Source organism: Paraburkholderia dinghuensis (genome assembly GCF_003837865.1).
In the GTDB taxonomy this organism is placed as follows: Bacteria; Pseudomonadota; Gammaproteobacteria; order Burkholderiales; family Burkholderiaceae; genus Paraburkholderia; species Paraburkholderia dinghuensis.
In genome coordinates this window covers 210,502-226,302 of the sequence record NZ_RQIS01000011.1, presented here as the reverse complement: position 1 = coordinate 226,302, position 15,801 = coordinate 210,502, and the positions used below count along the sequence as shown (strand labels likewise).

12 protein-coding genes are annotated in these 15,801 nt (G+C 63.8%); 7 read left to right on the top strand and 5 right to left on the bottom strand.

The features are described 5' to 3' along the window. The first annotated feature begins 114 nt into the window (after window positions 1–114). Window positions 115–1,092 (top strand): flavin reductase, encoded by a 978-nt coding sequence (locus D1Y85_RS28020; protein WP_124152185.1) that lies wholly within the window; start codon window positions 115–117, stop codon window positions 1,090–1,092. Window positions 1,093–1,141: 49 nt separating this feature from the next. Here D1Y85_RS28020 and D1Y85_RS16765 read toward each other — a convergent pair whose 3' ends face one another. From D1Y85_RS16765 to D1Y85_RS16750, 4 genes are read right to left on the bottom strand one after another with little or no spacing between them, the layout of a single operon-like run. Beyond that, window positions 1,142–2,338, bottom strand: a complete 1,197-nt coding sequence (locus tag D1Y85_RS16765) for an acyl-CoA dehydrogenase family protein (RefSeq protein ID WP_124152184.1) — start codon at window positions 2,336–2,338, stop codon at window positions 1,142–1,144. Window positions 2,339–2,359: 21 nt separating this feature from the next. After that, entirely contained in the window at window positions 2,360–3,499 is a 1,140-nt protein-coding gene (locus D1Y85_RS16760) for an acyl-CoA dehydrogenase family protein (RefSeq protein WP_124152183.1), read from the bottom strand. Then, window positions 3,496–5,670 (bottom strand): 3-hydroxyacyl-CoA dehydrogenase NAD-binding domain-containing protein, encoded by a 2,175-nt coding sequence (locus D1Y85_RS16755; protein ID WP_124152182.1) that lies wholly within the window; start codon window positions 5,668–5,670, stop codon window positions 3,496–3,498. The genes D1Y85_RS16760 and D1Y85_RS16755 overlap by 4 nt, the downstream gene beginning before the upstream one ends. A gap of 23 nt (window positions 5,671–5,693) precedes the next feature. Beyond that, window positions 5,694–6,899: an acetyl-CoA C-acetyltransferase gene (locus D1Y85_RS16750; RefSeq protein WP_124152181.1), complete on the bottom strand. Its 1,206-nt coding sequence runs from the start codon at window positions 6,897–6,899 to the stop codon at window positions 5,694–5,696. Window positions 6,900–7,099: 200 nt separating this feature from the next. Here D1Y85_RS16750 and D1Y85_RS16745 point away from each other — a divergent pair, with 200 nt between their 5' ends. The 4 genes from D1Y85_RS16745 to D1Y85_RS16730 all read left to right on the top strand — a co-directional run bounded on the left by D1Y85_RS16745 (window position 7,100) and on the right by D1Y85_RS16730 (window position 11,602). Continuing rightward, complete coding sequence (locus D1Y85_RS16745; RefSeq protein ID WP_124152180.1) at window positions 7,100–7,897, top strand: enoyl-CoA hydratase/isomerase family protein; 798 nt, start codon at window positions 7,100–7,102, stop codon at window positions 7,895–7,897. 119 nt (window positions 7,898–8,016) lie between these two features. Beyond that, window positions 8,017–9,204: an acetyl-CoA C-acyltransferase family protein gene (locus D1Y85_RS16740; protein WP_124152179.1), complete on the top strand. Its 1,188-nt coding sequence runs from the start codon at window positions 8,017–8,019 to the stop codon at window positions 9,202–9,204. A 41-nt stretch (window positions 9,205–9,245) separates the two neighbouring features. After that, window positions 9,246–9,986, top strand: coding sequence for a helix-turn-helix transcriptional regulator (locus D1Y85_RS16735; RefSeq protein ID WP_124152178.1), 741 nt, complete (start codon window positions 9,246–9,248; stop codon window positions 9,984–9,986). A gap of 125 nt (window positions 9,987–10,111) precedes the next feature. Beyond that, complete coding sequence (locus tag D1Y85_RS16730) at window positions 10,112–11,602, top strand: MDR family MFS transporter (protein WP_425466940.1); 1,491 nt, start codon at window positions 10,112–10,114, stop codon at window positions 11,600–11,602. 80 nt (window positions 11,603–11,682) lie between these two features. On the opposite strand, the gene D1Y85_RS16725 is transcribed toward D1Y85_RS16730, so the two are convergent. Further along, the gene (locus D1Y85_RS16725; RefSeq protein WP_124152177.1) at window positions 11,683–12,468 is read right to left on the bottom strand and encodes a DUF2889 domain-containing protein; all 786 of its coding nucleotides are present in this window, start codon (window positions 12,466–12,468) and stop codon (window positions 11,683–11,685) included. Window positions 12,469–12,653: 185 nt separating this feature from the next. On the opposite strand from D1Y85_RS16725, the gene D1Y85_RS16720 reads away from it, so the two are divergent. Further along, the gene (locus tag D1Y85_RS16720; protein ID WP_185219018.1) at window positions 12,654–14,795 is read left to right on the top strand and encodes an acetate--CoA ligase family protein; all 2,142 of its coding nucleotides are present in this window, start codon (window positions 12,654–12,656) and stop codon (window positions 14,793–14,795) included. Further along, a complete protein-coding gene (locus D1Y85_RS16715) occupies window positions 14,792–15,616 on the top strand; it encodes an enoyl-CoA hydratase-related protein (protein WP_221410308.1) in 825 nt (274 codons plus the stop codon). The genes D1Y85_RS16720 and D1Y85_RS16715 overlap by 4 nt, the downstream gene beginning before the upstream one ends. The last annotated feature ends 185 nt before the right edge of the window (window positions 15,617–15,801 follow it).

The window sequence follows — 15,801 nt, the reverse complement described above, 5'->3', positions numbered from 1 at the left end:
ATCTGTTTAGACTAAAATCGCCGTGACGGGTTGGCGGTTTCGATGACATCCGGACAATACCGGTATCTTTATTTGACGCGCCACGCCTCTTCGACAGGCATCAGGAGACAACACATGAGTCAAACCGGCTCCGGCATCGATGGCAAGTTCTTTCGCAGCGCACTCGGCTCCTTCGCCACGGGCGTGACCATCGTCACCACGCACGACAGCGAAGGCGGGGACGTCGGTCTGACCGCCAATAGTTTCAACTCAGTTTCACTCGACCCGCCCATGGTGTTGTGGAGCCTCGCCAAGACCTCGGGCAGCATGCCCGCGTTCATGGCCAACGACCACTTCGCGGTGCACGTGCTCGCGGCGGATCAGCAGCCGCTGTCGGACCAGTTCGCGCGGCGCGGCACCAACAAATTCGCCGGCCTCGAGATGGAGCGCGGCGTGGGCAACGTGCCGCTACTCGATGGCTGCTCGGCGCGCTTTCAGTGCCGCACTGCGTTTCGCTACGAAGGCGGCGATCACGTGATCTTCGTGGGCGAAGTGCAGGCCTTCGATCATTTCGACCATCCTCCACTGGTATTTCACGGCGGCAAATACGCGAAGATGATGCCTCGCGCGGCGGCCGATGCGAACTCGGGCGAGGAAGTGGAGAGCAGCTTCAGGAAGGACTTTCTTGGTTATCTGCTCGGCCTCGCGTCGATCCAGTTGCACAACCCGGTGAAAGCATGCTGTGCGCAACGTGGCATCTCAGAGCCGGTGTATTACGTGTTGACGCTGTTGATGGCCCGCCCTGATCTGACCGCCGGGCAAGTGAACGACCTGCTCGCGCTCACCGGCGAGGGACTCACGCCGGCCCTGGCGCAGCAATTGGTCGATTCGGGATGGGTCGAGCCAGGTGACGGCTCTCGCGAGGCGCGGCTGAAGCTGACGCCGCAAGGCTGCCAGCTCGCCATCGAGATATTCGCCGTCGCCAAGGCGGCCGAAGGGGCCGCGACCCGTCTGCTGGATTTCGAAGAATTGACCCTGCTGAAACGACTGCTCAAGCAGGTGATCCGTGGCTCGCTCGCCACCGGGACGGAGAGCGCGAGTTCACCGCAATAAGCCAGGTAACGCTTGCACGGCCGGTGAATCACCGGCCGTGCAAGCCAAGTCAAGCTGTGGTCTGGTTGAACGGTACGTCGCGATCAGGCCGGAAATCGGCGGGCAATTGCAGCACGCGTTCGGCGATGATGTTGCGCAAGATCTCGTCCGTGCCACCGGCAATGCGCAGGCCCGAGGACCACATCTGCCAGTAATTGAACCGCTGCACCGGCGATGCCTCGTCGTTGTCGATTGCGAGGTTCCCGACCAGCTCCTGCGCCCAGGCCGACATATCCTGCAGGTTCTTCGCCACAACCAGTTTGCTGATCGACGCTTCGGGGCCAGGCACGCCTCCGCGCGACAATGCAGTCATGAGACGCATGCGCGTAAGAGCGATACCCTGATCCGCGACGTAAAAACGCGCCAGTGCTTCGGCATGCGGCAAGGGATCCTCACCGAGACCCGACATCAGCGCAATCAGATCGGTGACACCGGGTGAGCCCGCGGGCTTGCCACCCACCGCGAGGCGCTCGAACATCAACGTCGTGAGCGACACCTTCCAGCCTTCGCCGAGTGCACCGAGACGCTGACTATCCGGAATGCGCAAGTCGGTGAAAAATACTTCGTTGAACTCAGCATCGCCGTACATCGTGCGAATGGGCCGCACCTCGACACCCGGCGCACGCATGTCGATGAAGAACATCGTCAGGCCCTTGTGCTTCGGTACGCTAGGGTCGGTGCGCGCGAGCAGCAGACCGAAGTCAGCCTCATGGGCAAACGACGTCCAGACCTTCTGGCCGTTAATCACCCAGTCATCACCGTCTCGCACCGCGCGGGTCCGGGCCGCCGCCAGGTCCGAACCCGCCGAAGGCTCGGAAAACAGCTGGCACCAGATCTCCTCGCCGCGCATGCCCGGAGGAACATAGCGCTTCGCCACTTCGGGCGAACCGTGCGTGAATACCGTGGGCAGACACATGCCCACGCCGACGGCAAACTGCATGGTCGGCAAGCGATAGTGCTCTTCTTCCTGATGAAAGATCACATGCTGGATCGGGCTCCCGCCCTGACCACCGGCAGCTTTCGGCCAGACGATGCCGACATATCCGGCGTCGGCCTTCGCGGCCTGCCAGCGGCGCGCCCGGCGCATGATCTCTTCATCACTCAGTTTTTCGCCTGCCGGCAGCACGCAAGCAGGGGCCTGTTCCGCCAGCCACGCGCGCACCTGCGCGCGGTAGGCGGCTTCTTCGGGGGAATCCTGGAAGTCCATCGTGGTATGTCTCGTTCGGGATCAGGATGTGGCGGATTTAGCAAGCGAGGCCGCCAGCGCCGCGGTAAGTGCTCGTGACCAGTACTGGCGCCCGCCGAGGCCCACGGCCTGTGCACGGCAGTTTCGGTAGTACAACTGGGCGTCGCATTCCCAGGTAAAGCCGATGCCGCCATGCAACTCAACCGATTCTTCGGTCACGTAAGCGAGCGCATCGAGCGCCGCGAGCCGTGCGCCTGCAGCAGCCTGCGGCAGCTCGGGTGCACCGTGGCTAAGCGCCCAGGCGCCGTAGTAGGCATGACTGCGCGCCAGTTGAATCTTCACATACATGTCGGCCAGCTTGTGTTTCACCGCCTGGTATCCGGCCACCTCACGACCGAATGCCTTACGGGTTTTCACATACTCGAGCGTCATCGCCATCGCGCCTTCCGCGCTGCCGAGCTGTTCGAACGCGGTGAACACCGCAACGGCTTCGGTCAGTCGCTGCAGGATGGCCGCGCCCGCGCCCGCTGCACCGACACGCCGCGCCGCCGCGCCCTCGAAACGAAGCCGGCCATGCCGGTTGACGAGATCGAGGCTCTTCAGCGTTTCGCGCTGCACGCCGTCGCCGCGCAGGTCGACGAGCCACAGGCTGAAACCGTCGCCGTCATCGTCGTCGTGCGCCGAAACGATGGCGATGTCCGCGCCTGCCGCGTGTGCAACCGGCTCCTTGGTGCCGCTCAACCGTCCACCCACGACACGCGTGCCTGGCTTGTCGGTCCACAGGCGCCCGCCCGTCTCGACGAGCGCAAGCGTCGCCACTACGTCACCGGCTGCCAGTTGCGGCAACCACTCGTTCGCAACCTCATCGACGCTACCGCTGGATTGCGCCAACTTCAGCGCCTCGGTCGCCTGCAACACGGAGGCCGCGAAAGGGAGCGGCGCCAGCACCCGGCCGCACTCTTCAGCCAGCACGCACAGCTCCAGCGCACCCAGCCCGAGGCCGCCCTGTTCTTCGGCGATCGCAGCGGCAGTCCAGCCCATTTCGACAGCCTGACGCCACAACGCGCTGTCGAACGGCGCGTCGCTTTCGAGCTGCGCGCGCGCCGCCCGCGGGCCGATACCCAGCAGCCGCTGGGCCTGGCGTCGCAATTCCTGCTGCTCGTCGGAAAAATCGAAATTCATGCGGACACCGGATAGAAAAGTTGGCCAGCTGCGGCACGCTGCCGAAGCCAGTCGCTCGGACGGAAACGCTCACCGAACGCATCGGCCAGCTTGTCGCACGCGGCGACAAAGACGGACGGCCCGACCGTGTCGATCTGCGAAAAGACACCGCCGGTGTACAGCGGAAAACCGATGCCCAGCACCGAGCCGACATCGCCCTCAGGGGCGGAGTTGATCACGCCGCGCTCCATCGCGCGCGCCGCTTCCAGTGAAGCGATGTAGAGCAGCCGCTGCTTGAGGGTATCGACGCCCGGCTGCACAGCCGGTGCGGGGAAAACTGCGGCGAGTTCCGCCGACGGCGTGCGTTTGTCGTCGGGATAGTCGTAGAAGCCCTTGCCGGAACGACGCCCACGACGCTCCAGCTTTTCGCAGAACAGCTTCTGAACCTGATAGCCGGCGGGCTCGTGCCAGGCCTCGCCCGCGGCTTCGGCGGCCTCACGCTCCGCACGCAACGCCTTGTAGCCGTTGTCCATGCCAAGCTCGTCCATCATCGCGAGCGGACCGGTCGGGAAGCCGGCCATTTTCGCAACGTTGTCAATCAGCGCTGGGCTCAGCCCTTCGCCGACCATCTGGAACGCTTCCTGGATGTAGGCGGAGATCACCCGCGTCGTGAAGAAGCCGCGCGAATCGTTGACGACGATCGGCGTCTTGCGCAGCGCCTTGACGAGATCCATGGCCTCCGCGAGCGTCGCTTCGCTGGTCGCTTTGCCGACGATCACTTCGACGAGCGGCATGCGGTCCACCGGCGAGAAAAAGTGCATGCCGATGAAACGTTCGGGCTGCTCCAGCCCTTCGGCCAGTTCCGTGATCGGCAGCGTCGAGGTGTTGCTCGCCAGAATCGCGCCCGGCTTCATCGCGCGGCTCGCGCGCAGGAACACATCGCGCTTGACCGTCGGATCTTCGAATACGGCCTCGACCACCAGCGAACAGTCGGCGAGTGCCGCGAAATCATCGGTCGGATGAATGCGGGCCAGCAACGCGTCTGCCTTGTCCTGCTTCATGCGGCCTTTGGCGATGCGTTTGGCGAAATCCGCAGCCAGTTTCGCCTTCGCGTTTTCCGCTTGCGCGAGCGTCGAATCGAGCAACGCCACGTCGATGCCAGCTGCTGCTGCGGACTGCGCAACTCCGGCGCCCATCAGACCCGCGCCGATCACGCCGATGCGGCGGTGACTCACCGGCGCCACGCCTTGCGGCCGCCGTACGCCCTTGTCGAGTTCGCCCTTGCTGACGAACATCGTGCGGGCGATGTTACGGGCTACCGGATTCAGCACGAGCTTCGCGAAGTTGCAGGCTTCGATATGCAGCCCCGCATCGATCGACACGGCCGTGCCGCGCGCGACCGCGCTCAGGAGTGCGATCGGAGCCGGAAGATTGTGCTGCGTATCGCGCGAAATCTGCGTTGCGCTGAGGTTGTACAGTTGCCCCAGTTCGGGAGTCTGAAAACCGCCGCCGCCCGGAATCTTGAAACCCTTCTGGTCCCACGGCTGCACTGCATTCGGCGCATCGCTGAGCCACGCGCGCGCAACGGCAACGGTCTGCTCGGGTGCTGCCACGGCGTGCACGACGCCCTGCTTCAGCGCATCGGCAGCGGACAGCCGGGTGCCCTTGAGCATCAGAGGCAACGCCTTCGCCACACCAATCAGGCGCGGCAATCGTTGGGTGCCGCCCGCGCCGGGCATCAGGCCAAGCGTCGCCTCGGGCAGCGCCATTTGCACGGACGGCGCATCGGCCGCGACGCGGTAATGGCAGGCCAGCGCGAGTTCAAGTCCGCCGCCCATCGCCGGGCCGTTGATGGCCGCCGCGAACGGCTTGCCACACGTCTCGATGCGGCGCAGGGTGGGCTGAAACGTCGTGGCAATGGCAAACGCTTCTTCGCGCGTCATCGGGCGCGAGAACGCCTCGACCATGTACTTGAGATCGCCGCCGGCCATAAAGTCGCTCTTGGCCGAAGTCAGGATCACGCCCTTAATGGCGGAGTCGGCGCGAACATGGTCGACGAGCGCATCGAGGTCGTTGCGCAATGCATCGCTGATGACATTGGCTGTGCTGCCGGGTACGTCGATCGTGACCAGCGCTATGCCGTCGTCGCCGAGATCGAAGCGCAAGGTGTCGAATCGCAGGGGAGTGTTCATGGCTAGATTCCGAGTGTCCGGGTTCACAGTCGTTCGATGATGGTTGCGGTGCCCATCCCGAGCCCCACACACGCCGTAATCAGCGCGGTACCCTGGCCGGTGCGCTCCAGTTCGTCGAGCGCGGTGCCGAGCAGCATCGCGCCCGTAGCGCCGAGCGGATGGCCCATGGCAATCGCGCCGCCGTTCACGTTGATGCGATCGTGCGGCACGTTCATCACCCGCATGTATTCGAGCACGACTGAAGCGAACGCTTCGTTCAGCTCCCACAGATCGATATCCTTTGCCGACATGCCGCCGCGCTCCAGCGCCTTCAGCGATGCCGGCGCGGGGCCGGTGAGCTGGATGGTCGGCTCCGAACCGACCGAGGCATAGCTGCGCAAACGCGCACGCGGCTTCAGACCCAGCGCTTCGCCTGCCTCGCGGCTGCCGATCAGGACGCCCGAAGCGCCGTCGACGATGCCGCTCGAATTACCTGCGGTGTGCATGTAGTTGATGTCGAAGGTATCGGGATAGCGCTGCAATGCGACTGCGGTATAGCCGCCCAGTTGACCCATCTGCGCGAACGACGGTTCGAGCTTGCTGAGATCCTCGAGCTTGATGCCAACGCGAATGTGCTCGTCGCGCGAAAGCAGCGGCAGACCCAATTCATCCGTCACAGTGATGACCGAACGGGAGAACCGTCCCTCATCCCACGCCCGCGCAGCACGTCGCTGACTCTCGAGTGCGTAGTTGTCGACATCACTACGGGTGAACCCTGAGCGCGTCGCGACCAGATCGGCCGCGAGACCCACCGGGTTGAAGTAAAGGCCGTAAACCAAGGCCGGATCGAGCGCGTACGCGCCGCCTTGCGAGCCGATCGGAATGCGCGACATCGATTCGACACCGCCAGCAATGGCCAGATGCAACTGCCCCGCCATCACCTGCGCGGCGGCCAGATTGCACGCGTCGAGGCTCGACGAACAGTAGCGGTCGATCTGGATGCCCGGCACGCTCTCGCCGAGCGCCAGCAGCGCAGCCGGCCGCGCGATATCCGCACCCTGCTCGCCCACCGGATTGACGCAACCGAGAATGACTTCCTCGACGCGCGAGGGGTCCAGTTGGCTGCGTTCGCGCAGCGCCCGCAGCACCTGTGCGGCCATCTCAACCGGCGGCACGCCGTGCAACCCGCCGCTGCTGCGCCCCCGCCCACGGGGCGTACGCACGTGGTCAAAGATAAAAGCTTCGGTCATCTCGATCGTCTCCTGCGCGGCTGCGCGTTCGCTTTTTTGCCCAGTCACGGCCCGAATCCGACCGTTGGCTTTACAGTCGAAAGCGGGACGCGCCCGTTACCTTGCACGTAATCCTATCAATCTTTAATATGTTTTGGAATATTCAGGCACCTCTTTTTCGGCGACAATCCAGCCAGCCAGGGACCCCATACGGAGACATCATGGACTACAGCACCATCCTGTACGAAACCACGCCCGACCACGTCGCGACGATCACGCTGAACCGCCCCGACGCGCTGAACACCTTCACGCCGCAGATGCGCCGCGAGTTCGATCACGTGTGGGCACGTATCCGCGAAGACGATGCGGTTCATGCCGTGGTACTGCGCGCCGCACCCGGCAAGGCCTTCTCAACGGGGGCAGATGTGCGCGGCGGCCACTCGGTCGAGGAGGTCCTGTTGTCCGAGAAGATGTGGAACCAGACCGATCCCGGCGAAAGTCTCGGACCCAAGATGAACAAGCTGTGGAAGCCCGTCGTCACGGCGGTACATGGCTGGTGTTGCGCCGGTGCGTTTTACTGGCTCAACGAAAGCGACCTCATCATCTGCTCCGAAGACGCGCAATTCTTCGATCCCCACGTGTCGTACGGCATGGTGTGCGCGGTTGAGCCGATTGGCTTGCGCTATCGCCTGCCGCTTGGCGATGTGCTGCGCATGGCGCTGCTCGGCAATGACGAGCGTATCAGCGCGCAAACCGCCCTGCGCATCGGCCTCGTCAGCGAAGTGGTCGCGCCGGAAGCACTTTGGGCGCGTGCACATCACCTCGCCGCACGCATCGCGGCCAAGCCGCCCACCGCGGTGCAAGGCACCGTCCGCGCAATCTGGGAGTCGATGGACTTGCCGCGCACGGCGGCAATCATCCAGTCGCTCAAGTATCCGTTGATGGGCAATCCCGTCGGCGCTACCGAAATCGATGCTGAAGAGGCCCGACGCAGCGCCAAGGTGTACGAGACGCGCTGACCCTGTTATCCGCCCGTGGCGTAGTCAATTGCCGGCGCGCAACGGGCGTGACTTCGGCATTGCCAATCGGCTTAATCATATATATCATTTACCCCACACGGACACATGTGGGGATGCATATGCAGCAGACGCGAGAGGTTGTGATTGTCGCCGGTACGCGCACGGCAATTGGCGATTTCGGCGGGGGGCTGTCGACGGTGCCACCGACCGAACTGGCAGCCATCGTCGTGCGCGAAACGCTGCGCCGCTCGGCGGTTGAAGGCCATGAGGTCGGGCAGGTCGTTTTTGGCCATGTGATCCACACCGAGCCGAAGGACATGTATCTGGCGCGCGTGGCCGCGCTTAACGGCGGCGTCGCGGAGCAGGCGAGCGCCCTCACGCTGAACCGTCTGTGCGGTTCCGGCTTGCAGGCCATAGTCTCAGCCGCACAATCGATCATGCTGGGCGACGCTGATGTCGCCATCGCTGGGGGTGCGGAAAACATGAGCCGCTCCGCCTACGCCGCCACTTCCGCACGCTGGGGCAACCGCATGGGCGACATCCGGCTCATCGACATGATGGTGGGCGCGCTCACCGACCCGCTGCACCTGTGTCACATGGGCGTGACTGCGGAAAACGTCGCGGCACGCTATGACATCAGCCGTGCCGAGCAGGACGCCCTCTCCGCCGAGTCGCACCGTCGCGCGGCCAGCGCCGTCGAGCAAGGAAGGTTCGAGTCGCAGATCGTTCCGGTCCCGGTGCGGACGAAGCGGGGAGAAACGTTCGTCACTGTGGACGAGCATGTCCGTGGCGGCACGACAGCTGAACAGCTCGGCGCGCTCAAACCGGCCTTCCAGAAAGACGGCACCGTCACCGCAGGCAATGCGTCCAGTCTGAACGATGGTGCGGCGGCGGTCATGTTGATGGAGCGTGCCACTGCCGAGCGACGCGGACTCGCGCCGCTCGGGCGGCTGGTTGCCTACGCGCACTCAGGCGTCGATCCGTTGTACATGGGCATTGGCCCGGTACCCGCTACGCGCGCCGCGCTGCAGCGCGCAGGCCTCACGCTGTCCGACATCGACGTGATCGAATCCAACGAAGCATTCGCCGCGCAAGCGTGCGCGGTCGCCAAGGAACTTGGGTTCGATGCATCGCGGGTCAATCCGAACGGCTCGGGTATCTCGCTCGGTCACCCGATCGGCGCCACTGGCGCCATCATCACGGTCAAGGCGCTCTATGAATTGCAGCGCACCGGCGGCCGCTATGCGCTCGTGACGATGTGCATCGGTGGCGGGCAGGGCATCGCCGCCATTTTCGAGCGGGTTTGACGTCCTGGCGAGTGCGGACCCAAGTGACCATGCAGACTCCGATGACAAGCGCTGACACACCCGCATTGGCGGGTGATACTCCGTTGTCACCGCTCACGCTTGCGTTGAACACCAGCCGAGGGCTATTTCTGAGCGGGTTGCAGTTTCCCTATCCCACGGACATCAAGGTAGTCAGTGGCAAGCTCACGCTGGCCGGCGCAAGTGCCTTCCCGCGACAACTGTCTGCCGGATCGAGCACGCTCGTGCCAGCCAATCACCGCTTCGATCTCCTCCTGTTACCCGCGACCGGCGTCGCGACGACTGGGCGATGTCAAATAGCGCTCGATCGCGCCAGCACACACCACGGCGACAGTAGAAGACTTCTCTCGCGCGAAGCTGCACGGCTCGTATTCGAATCGCCCGCCGATGCGTGGACGGTCGCACTGCTGGCCGAGCGTCTAAGCATCTCCGTCACACGGCTTCGCGCGCGCCTGTTCGTGGAAAACGCAGGGGCAAGCTACATCATCCGGACGCAGCGTATTCAGCACGCGCTCACCATGCTGCTCACGACTGATCTGCCGCTCGCGCGGATCGCGGCTTCATCAGGCTGGCCGAATAGCCGCGCGCTAAAGCTTGCCCTACGCGATGGACTGCTGCTCGACCCAAAGCAGATCGAACGTGTGCAACCGAAACCCGCGACGCGGAGCTTGCCCGAAAAAAGGTTCTGGCGCGCTTCGCCGCTGCTGCTGTCCGGCGGCAGCCGCAACAGTCGCACATCCGGTGCGAATGGAATATCGAACTAATGGCGGAAGACCTGCGGCTCATCGAGCAGCCAGAGGCGCTTCCCTCCAGGGCCGCCGTCACGGCCATCCCGGCCGATGTTCCCGCGCCGCCTGGCACGCCCGCCACGGCGGTCATGAACCGACCAATGATCACGCTGTCGATCATGCTCGCGACACTGATGCAGTCACTGGACAGCACGATCGCCAATGTCGCGCTGCCCCACATGCAAGGCGCGCTGTCGGCCTCGCAGGACGAGATCACGTGGGTGCTGACCTCATACATTGTTGCAGCAGCGATTACGATGCCGCTGACAAGCTGGCTGGCGGCCCGCTTCGGCGTCAAGCATCTGCTCGCGGCCTCGATCATCGGCTTCACGATCGCCTCGGGCCTATGCGGCATCGCGCAGTCTTTGCCGCAGATGGTCATTGCGCGGCTGCTGCAGGGCGTGTTCGGCGCATCGCTTATACCGCTCTCCCAATCGACTCTGCTCGACATTAACCCCCCCGACCGACAGGGCCGAGCGATGGCAGTCTGGGGCATGGGTGTCATGGTTGGCCCGATCCTCGGCCCCACGCTCGGCGGCTGGCTCACCGAAAGCCTCGACTGGCGCTGGGTGTTCTTCATCAATCTGCCCGTCGGTGCTGTGGCACTTTTCGGCGCCTGCACCTATCTGCCGAAGAACACGCGCAAACCAGACCAAAGTCTCGACTTCTTCGGCTTTGTGGCGCTCAGCCTCGCGCTCGGCGCGCTGCAGGCGTTGCTCGATCGCGGCGAGCAACTGGACTGGTTCAACTCGATCGAGATCCGTATCGAAACGCTGATTGCCGTCATCGCGATGGCGTTCTTTGTCGTGCACACGAAAACCGCTGGCCACTGTTCTTTTTTTCGTCGTGAGCTACTCAAAGACGGCAATTTTGTGACAGGACTTTTTTTCGTCTTTGTCGTCGGCGCAGTGTTGTACGCAACGCGCGCACTGCTGCCGCCGATGCTGCAATCCCTGATGGGCTACAACGCGTTGAACGCGGGCCTCGTCAGCGCGCCCAGCGGTATCGGCACCTTGATCGCGATGCAGCTCGTGAGCCGTCTGATCGGCCGTGTCGATGTACGCCTGCTGCTGGTGACCGGTTTCACGATTTCAGCGCTAGCGCTTTGGCAGATGATGCATTACACGCTCGTGCTCGCCGAGTCGAACATCATCTGGCCAGGCGTGATCCAGGGTTTCGGCCTCGGCCTCGTATTCGTGCCGCTCAGCACCATGACGTTCTCCACGCTGCCCGGCACACTGCGACACGACGGTACCGCGATCTATAGCCTGATGCGCAGCATCGGCAGCAGTATCGGCATCGCGGTCGTGCAGACCTTCGCCACGCGCAATACGCAGATCGCGCACGCTTCGCTCGCCGGCCATTTGTCCGTGTTCGACGCCGTGGTGCAGAATCAGGTCGATCTGCATTCTCCGGCCGCGATCTGGCTATTGAACGAGCAGGTAACGCGACAAGCCGTGATGACGGCCTATCTCGACGATTTCAAGCTGATGTTCATGGTGACGTTGCTCGTGATTCCGCTGCTCGCGCTGATCCGGCCGGCCAACTCCGGTGCCGCTTCAGCAACCGATGTCCACGTCGCGATGGAGTGAGCAGCAACACTGTTGACACGAGCAAGGGTCGAGTTAATGCTTGCGATCTTGCGGATAAGAACCACACCCGCACTCGCCGCTCATGGCTTCTTTCCCAGCTCGCTCAACATGTCGCGCCCCGACGCGGCGTAGTCACGCTTTTGCCCCACCACGCGAACGGCCACTTCACGCCGTTCCGGCTGAAATGAATGACAGAGTGCGGGCTGATGCATAGCGGCCGCAGTAGCAATCCGGTCATGGTCGATCGCACGACCGCCCGCGACCAAGATGGCGCGGCGCAGAATCGTCGCGTATTCGGCCGATGCCTCATCCATGCTCTCGGTCCATGCACGAAATCCCCCGCCCAAAGACTGTCCGGCAAACTGCGCGGGCGCCTTGATAAGGTTTTCCGCAACGTCCCAGTACATGACCTGTGCGCCATCCTGAATGAGTTCCGCGCGCAGCGGACCGAACACCGGTTGGTACGCGCCCTCCCAACGAAGAACGTCCGGGTCGCTCACCAGCACTTCGTATCGCCGGTGCGCCTCGGCGCGGGAAATGTGAGCGAGAACGAGGCCGCTCAGATCGAAAACATGCGTGCATTGCGCGCGCATGTCGACCAGCGCGCCGATGTCCGACGCGCGCCGTGGCACCGCGCAGCCAACGAGCGCCTGCAACGGCGCGTCGACCTCCGCGCAGGTGGCCCATGGATACCGCACGGTCGCCACGCGCACGGCCCGCACGCGCCCTTCTGCGTGCTCGATCGTCACGCCGAAGTGATGGAAATCGTCCTCGACCCATCCGACGACCGTGTTTTCGTCCCAGCGTTGCAAGTCGATCAGGCGCCGCAGGCGGCCCTCGGGAGAGGCTTTTCGGGCAAGGGTCATCTATAGTCTCGTGGTGAAATTGCAGACTCGCCGCGTTGGCGGACCACTACTGTACAAGACAGTATGCCTTGCAAAGAATAATGTAAATCATTAATATGTTTTCAAGGTATCTTCGCGTGGCGCCCCCTTGCGACCCACGCGACTTCAAATTCAAATCACACCAACGTATTTGCAGGAGACACATCTTGACCGCTGCAACCATTGCCCAACCTCGGCGAGATCTCAAGGCCTTCTTCAGTCCGCGAAGCGTGGCGTTGGTCGGCGCCTCCGAAAAGTCCGCGTGGTCGCACGGCGTGGCGGCTAAATTCCGTGCCTACGGCTACGCCGGCAAAGTGTTCGCGGTCAACCGCGGCGGCGTCGACGCACACGGCTTTCCCGGCTTCAAGTCGTGCAAGGACATCCCTGAACCAGTCGATTTCGCCTACCTGTTCGTGCCAGCCGAAGCGACGCTTGAAGCGCTGACCGACGCAGCCGACGCTGGTATCAAGCACGTCAACATCCTGACGTCCGGGTTTGCCGAGACTGGCGAGTCGGGAGCGCTCCTTCAGCAGCAGCTGCTGGATCTGGCCAATGCGCGCGGCATCACGCTGCAAGGCCCGAATTCACTCGGCTTTGCGAACATCGCCGCAAGACTGGTCGCGACCTCGATCCCGACCCGCCTGCCGCTGATCGACGGCACGATCGGCCTTGTCTCGCAAAGTGGCGCGGTAGTTGCCGAAATTTCCAAGGTCATGCACCAGCAGGGCGTCGGGCTGAGTCTGGTCGCAGCGACCGGCAACGAGGCACAGATCGCATTGACTGACGTGATGGACTATCTCGTCGACGATCCCGGCACGCGCGTCATCACGGTGTTCTCCGAATCGATCCGCGATCCCCAGGCGTTTCGAGACGTGGCACTGCGCGCGCTCGCCGCGCGCAAGCCGATCGTCATCCTGAAGGTCGGCAAGAGTGAAATCAGCGCACAAGTGGCACAGGCGCATACCGGCTCACTGGTCGGCGACGATCGCGTATTCGATGCAGTGTGCACGCAATACGGCATCGTGCGCGTCGATTCGATCGAAGAACTCGTCGCAACGAGCGATCTGCTGTCGCGCGTGCCGCCGCTGAAAAAAAGCGGCGTGGGTGTCGTGTCGATTTCCGGTGGCGGATGCGGCATGTTTGCCGATCGCGCCGCCGAATGCGGTGTCTCGATCACGCCTTTCAGCGACGCAACGCGCGCGGCCCTCAAGCAGGTGTTGCCGGACTTTGCCTCCGATCTCAATCCGCTCGATATCACCGGTGCTGTGTTCCGTGCGCCTCAACTCTGGGAAACCACGCTGCCGGTCGTCGCGCGCGATGAAAACGTCGGCCTCGTCGTCGTCCTGAATCAGTTGCCCGGCACACCGGATGAACTGAGGGGCCTGCGCGAGAACGTGCTGGCGATGGGCCGCGGCCTTGCGTTGTGCGAAACGCCCGGCGTCGTTGTTTCGATGACCGCCCAACCGATGACCGAAACGTTGCGCGAGGTCGCGACCGAAGCCGGATTGTCCGGTGTCTGCGCGGGTATTCCGCTGACCGTGCGCGCGATTGCCGGGCATGTTCAGTGGTCCGAATGTCTCGCCCGCTTCGAGGCCGGCGAGCGTCGCGCGCGACCGGCGAGCGAGACGCAGGCGGCAACGGGCCAGCGCCCGCGCTCCGAGCGTGAGGTGCTCGAATTCCTGCGCGATCAGCGCGTGCCTGTCATTCCCGCGCACGTCGCGCGCTCCGCGCAGGAAGCCGTCAGCTTCGCGCGCTCGGCGGGCGGCAAGGTGGCGATGAAAGTCCTCTCGGCTGACATCGCACACAAAACCGAGGTTGGGGGTGTCAAGCTCGGCGTCATCGGCGACGATGCGGTGGCGCAGGCCTACACCGACATCGACACGGCGGTGCGAAAAAACTGCCCGAACGCGAAAATCGACGGCGTCATCGTGTCGCCGATGCGCAGCGGCGGTATCGAATTGTTCGTCGGCACGGCGCGCGATCCGCACTGGGGACCCGTGATCGCCGTCGGGCTCGGCGGTGTGTGGGTCGAAGTGTTGGCCGACACGGCCGTACGCGCCCTGCCCGTTACGCCCGGCGACGTCAAGGACATGCTCGGCAGCCTGCGCGCTGCAAAAATTCTGCAAGGGTTCCGTGGCACGCCGGCAGCCGACCTCGACACACTCGCACAAACCATCGCACGGATCGGCGACGCCGCGCTGGCGCTCGGCCCGCAACTCGCGTCGCTCGAAATCAATCCGTTGCTGGTGTCGGGCGACAAGGTCGAGGCGCTCGACGGCCTGTGCGTTTGGGAGGATGCCTCCCAGTGAAAGACGCCACGACGGATACAGGAACAGGCCTGCCCGAACGCGAAGAAGTCGTGCGCTACGAGCGCGTTGGCGAACACATCGCCGTTGTCACGCTGAATCGTCCTCAAGCGCGCAATGCAATTAACGGCGACGTCGCGCGCGCCATCGACACCATCCGCATGCAAATCGAAGCGGATCCGGAGATTCGCGTCGCGATTCTCGCCAGCAGCAGCGCCGATGTATTCAGCGCGGGAGCGGATCTGAGAGAGGTGAGCAGTTCGCGTGCGGGGGCTTCGGGACTTTCGACGCCAAACGGCGGGTTCGCCGGTTTCGTCAAGGCTGAGCGCAAAAAGCCGTGGATTGCCGCCGTGCGCGGTAAAGCGCTTGGTGGCGGGTTCGAACTGGTGCTGGCCTGCGATATGGTCGTCGCGGGCCAGAGTGCGAGCTTCGGCCTTCCGGAAGTGAAGATCGGCGTGCTGGCCGCGGCAGGCGGCGCGTTTCGCGTCGCACAGATCCTGCCGCGCGCGATAGCCAATGAACTGGTGAGCACCGGGCGCTCCATCGACTCTGCCTTCGCCCTCGCGCACGGACTGATCAACCGGGTCGTCGCCGACGACGCCGTGCTGGACGAAGCGATACGTCTTGCTAGTGAGATCGTGAAAAACGCGCCGATATCGGTGCGGGCTTCACTCGACATCGTACGCGCCGCCACCCAACTGGGTGAAGGCGAATTGTGGAAAATGACCGAAGCGTGGGCCCAGCGCATCATCCGTACCGAAGATGCAAAGGAAGGGCCCCGCGCTTTCCTCGAAAAACGCGCGCCGCGCTGGACCGGCCGCTGACTGCCCAGCTCCGGCTACGCACGACCACGCGTAGCCGGCAACCCGCCGCACCCGACAGCGCATCGACGCAGATCAGGCTCCTCTCCGAATACCGGCTGCCCCGGTGTCAGCGTCCCATCAATCGTCCCGTCTTCCCTGGCGAAGTGCGCCGCGCAGGACATGTGCGACGGTTCGTCTCGCAAGTT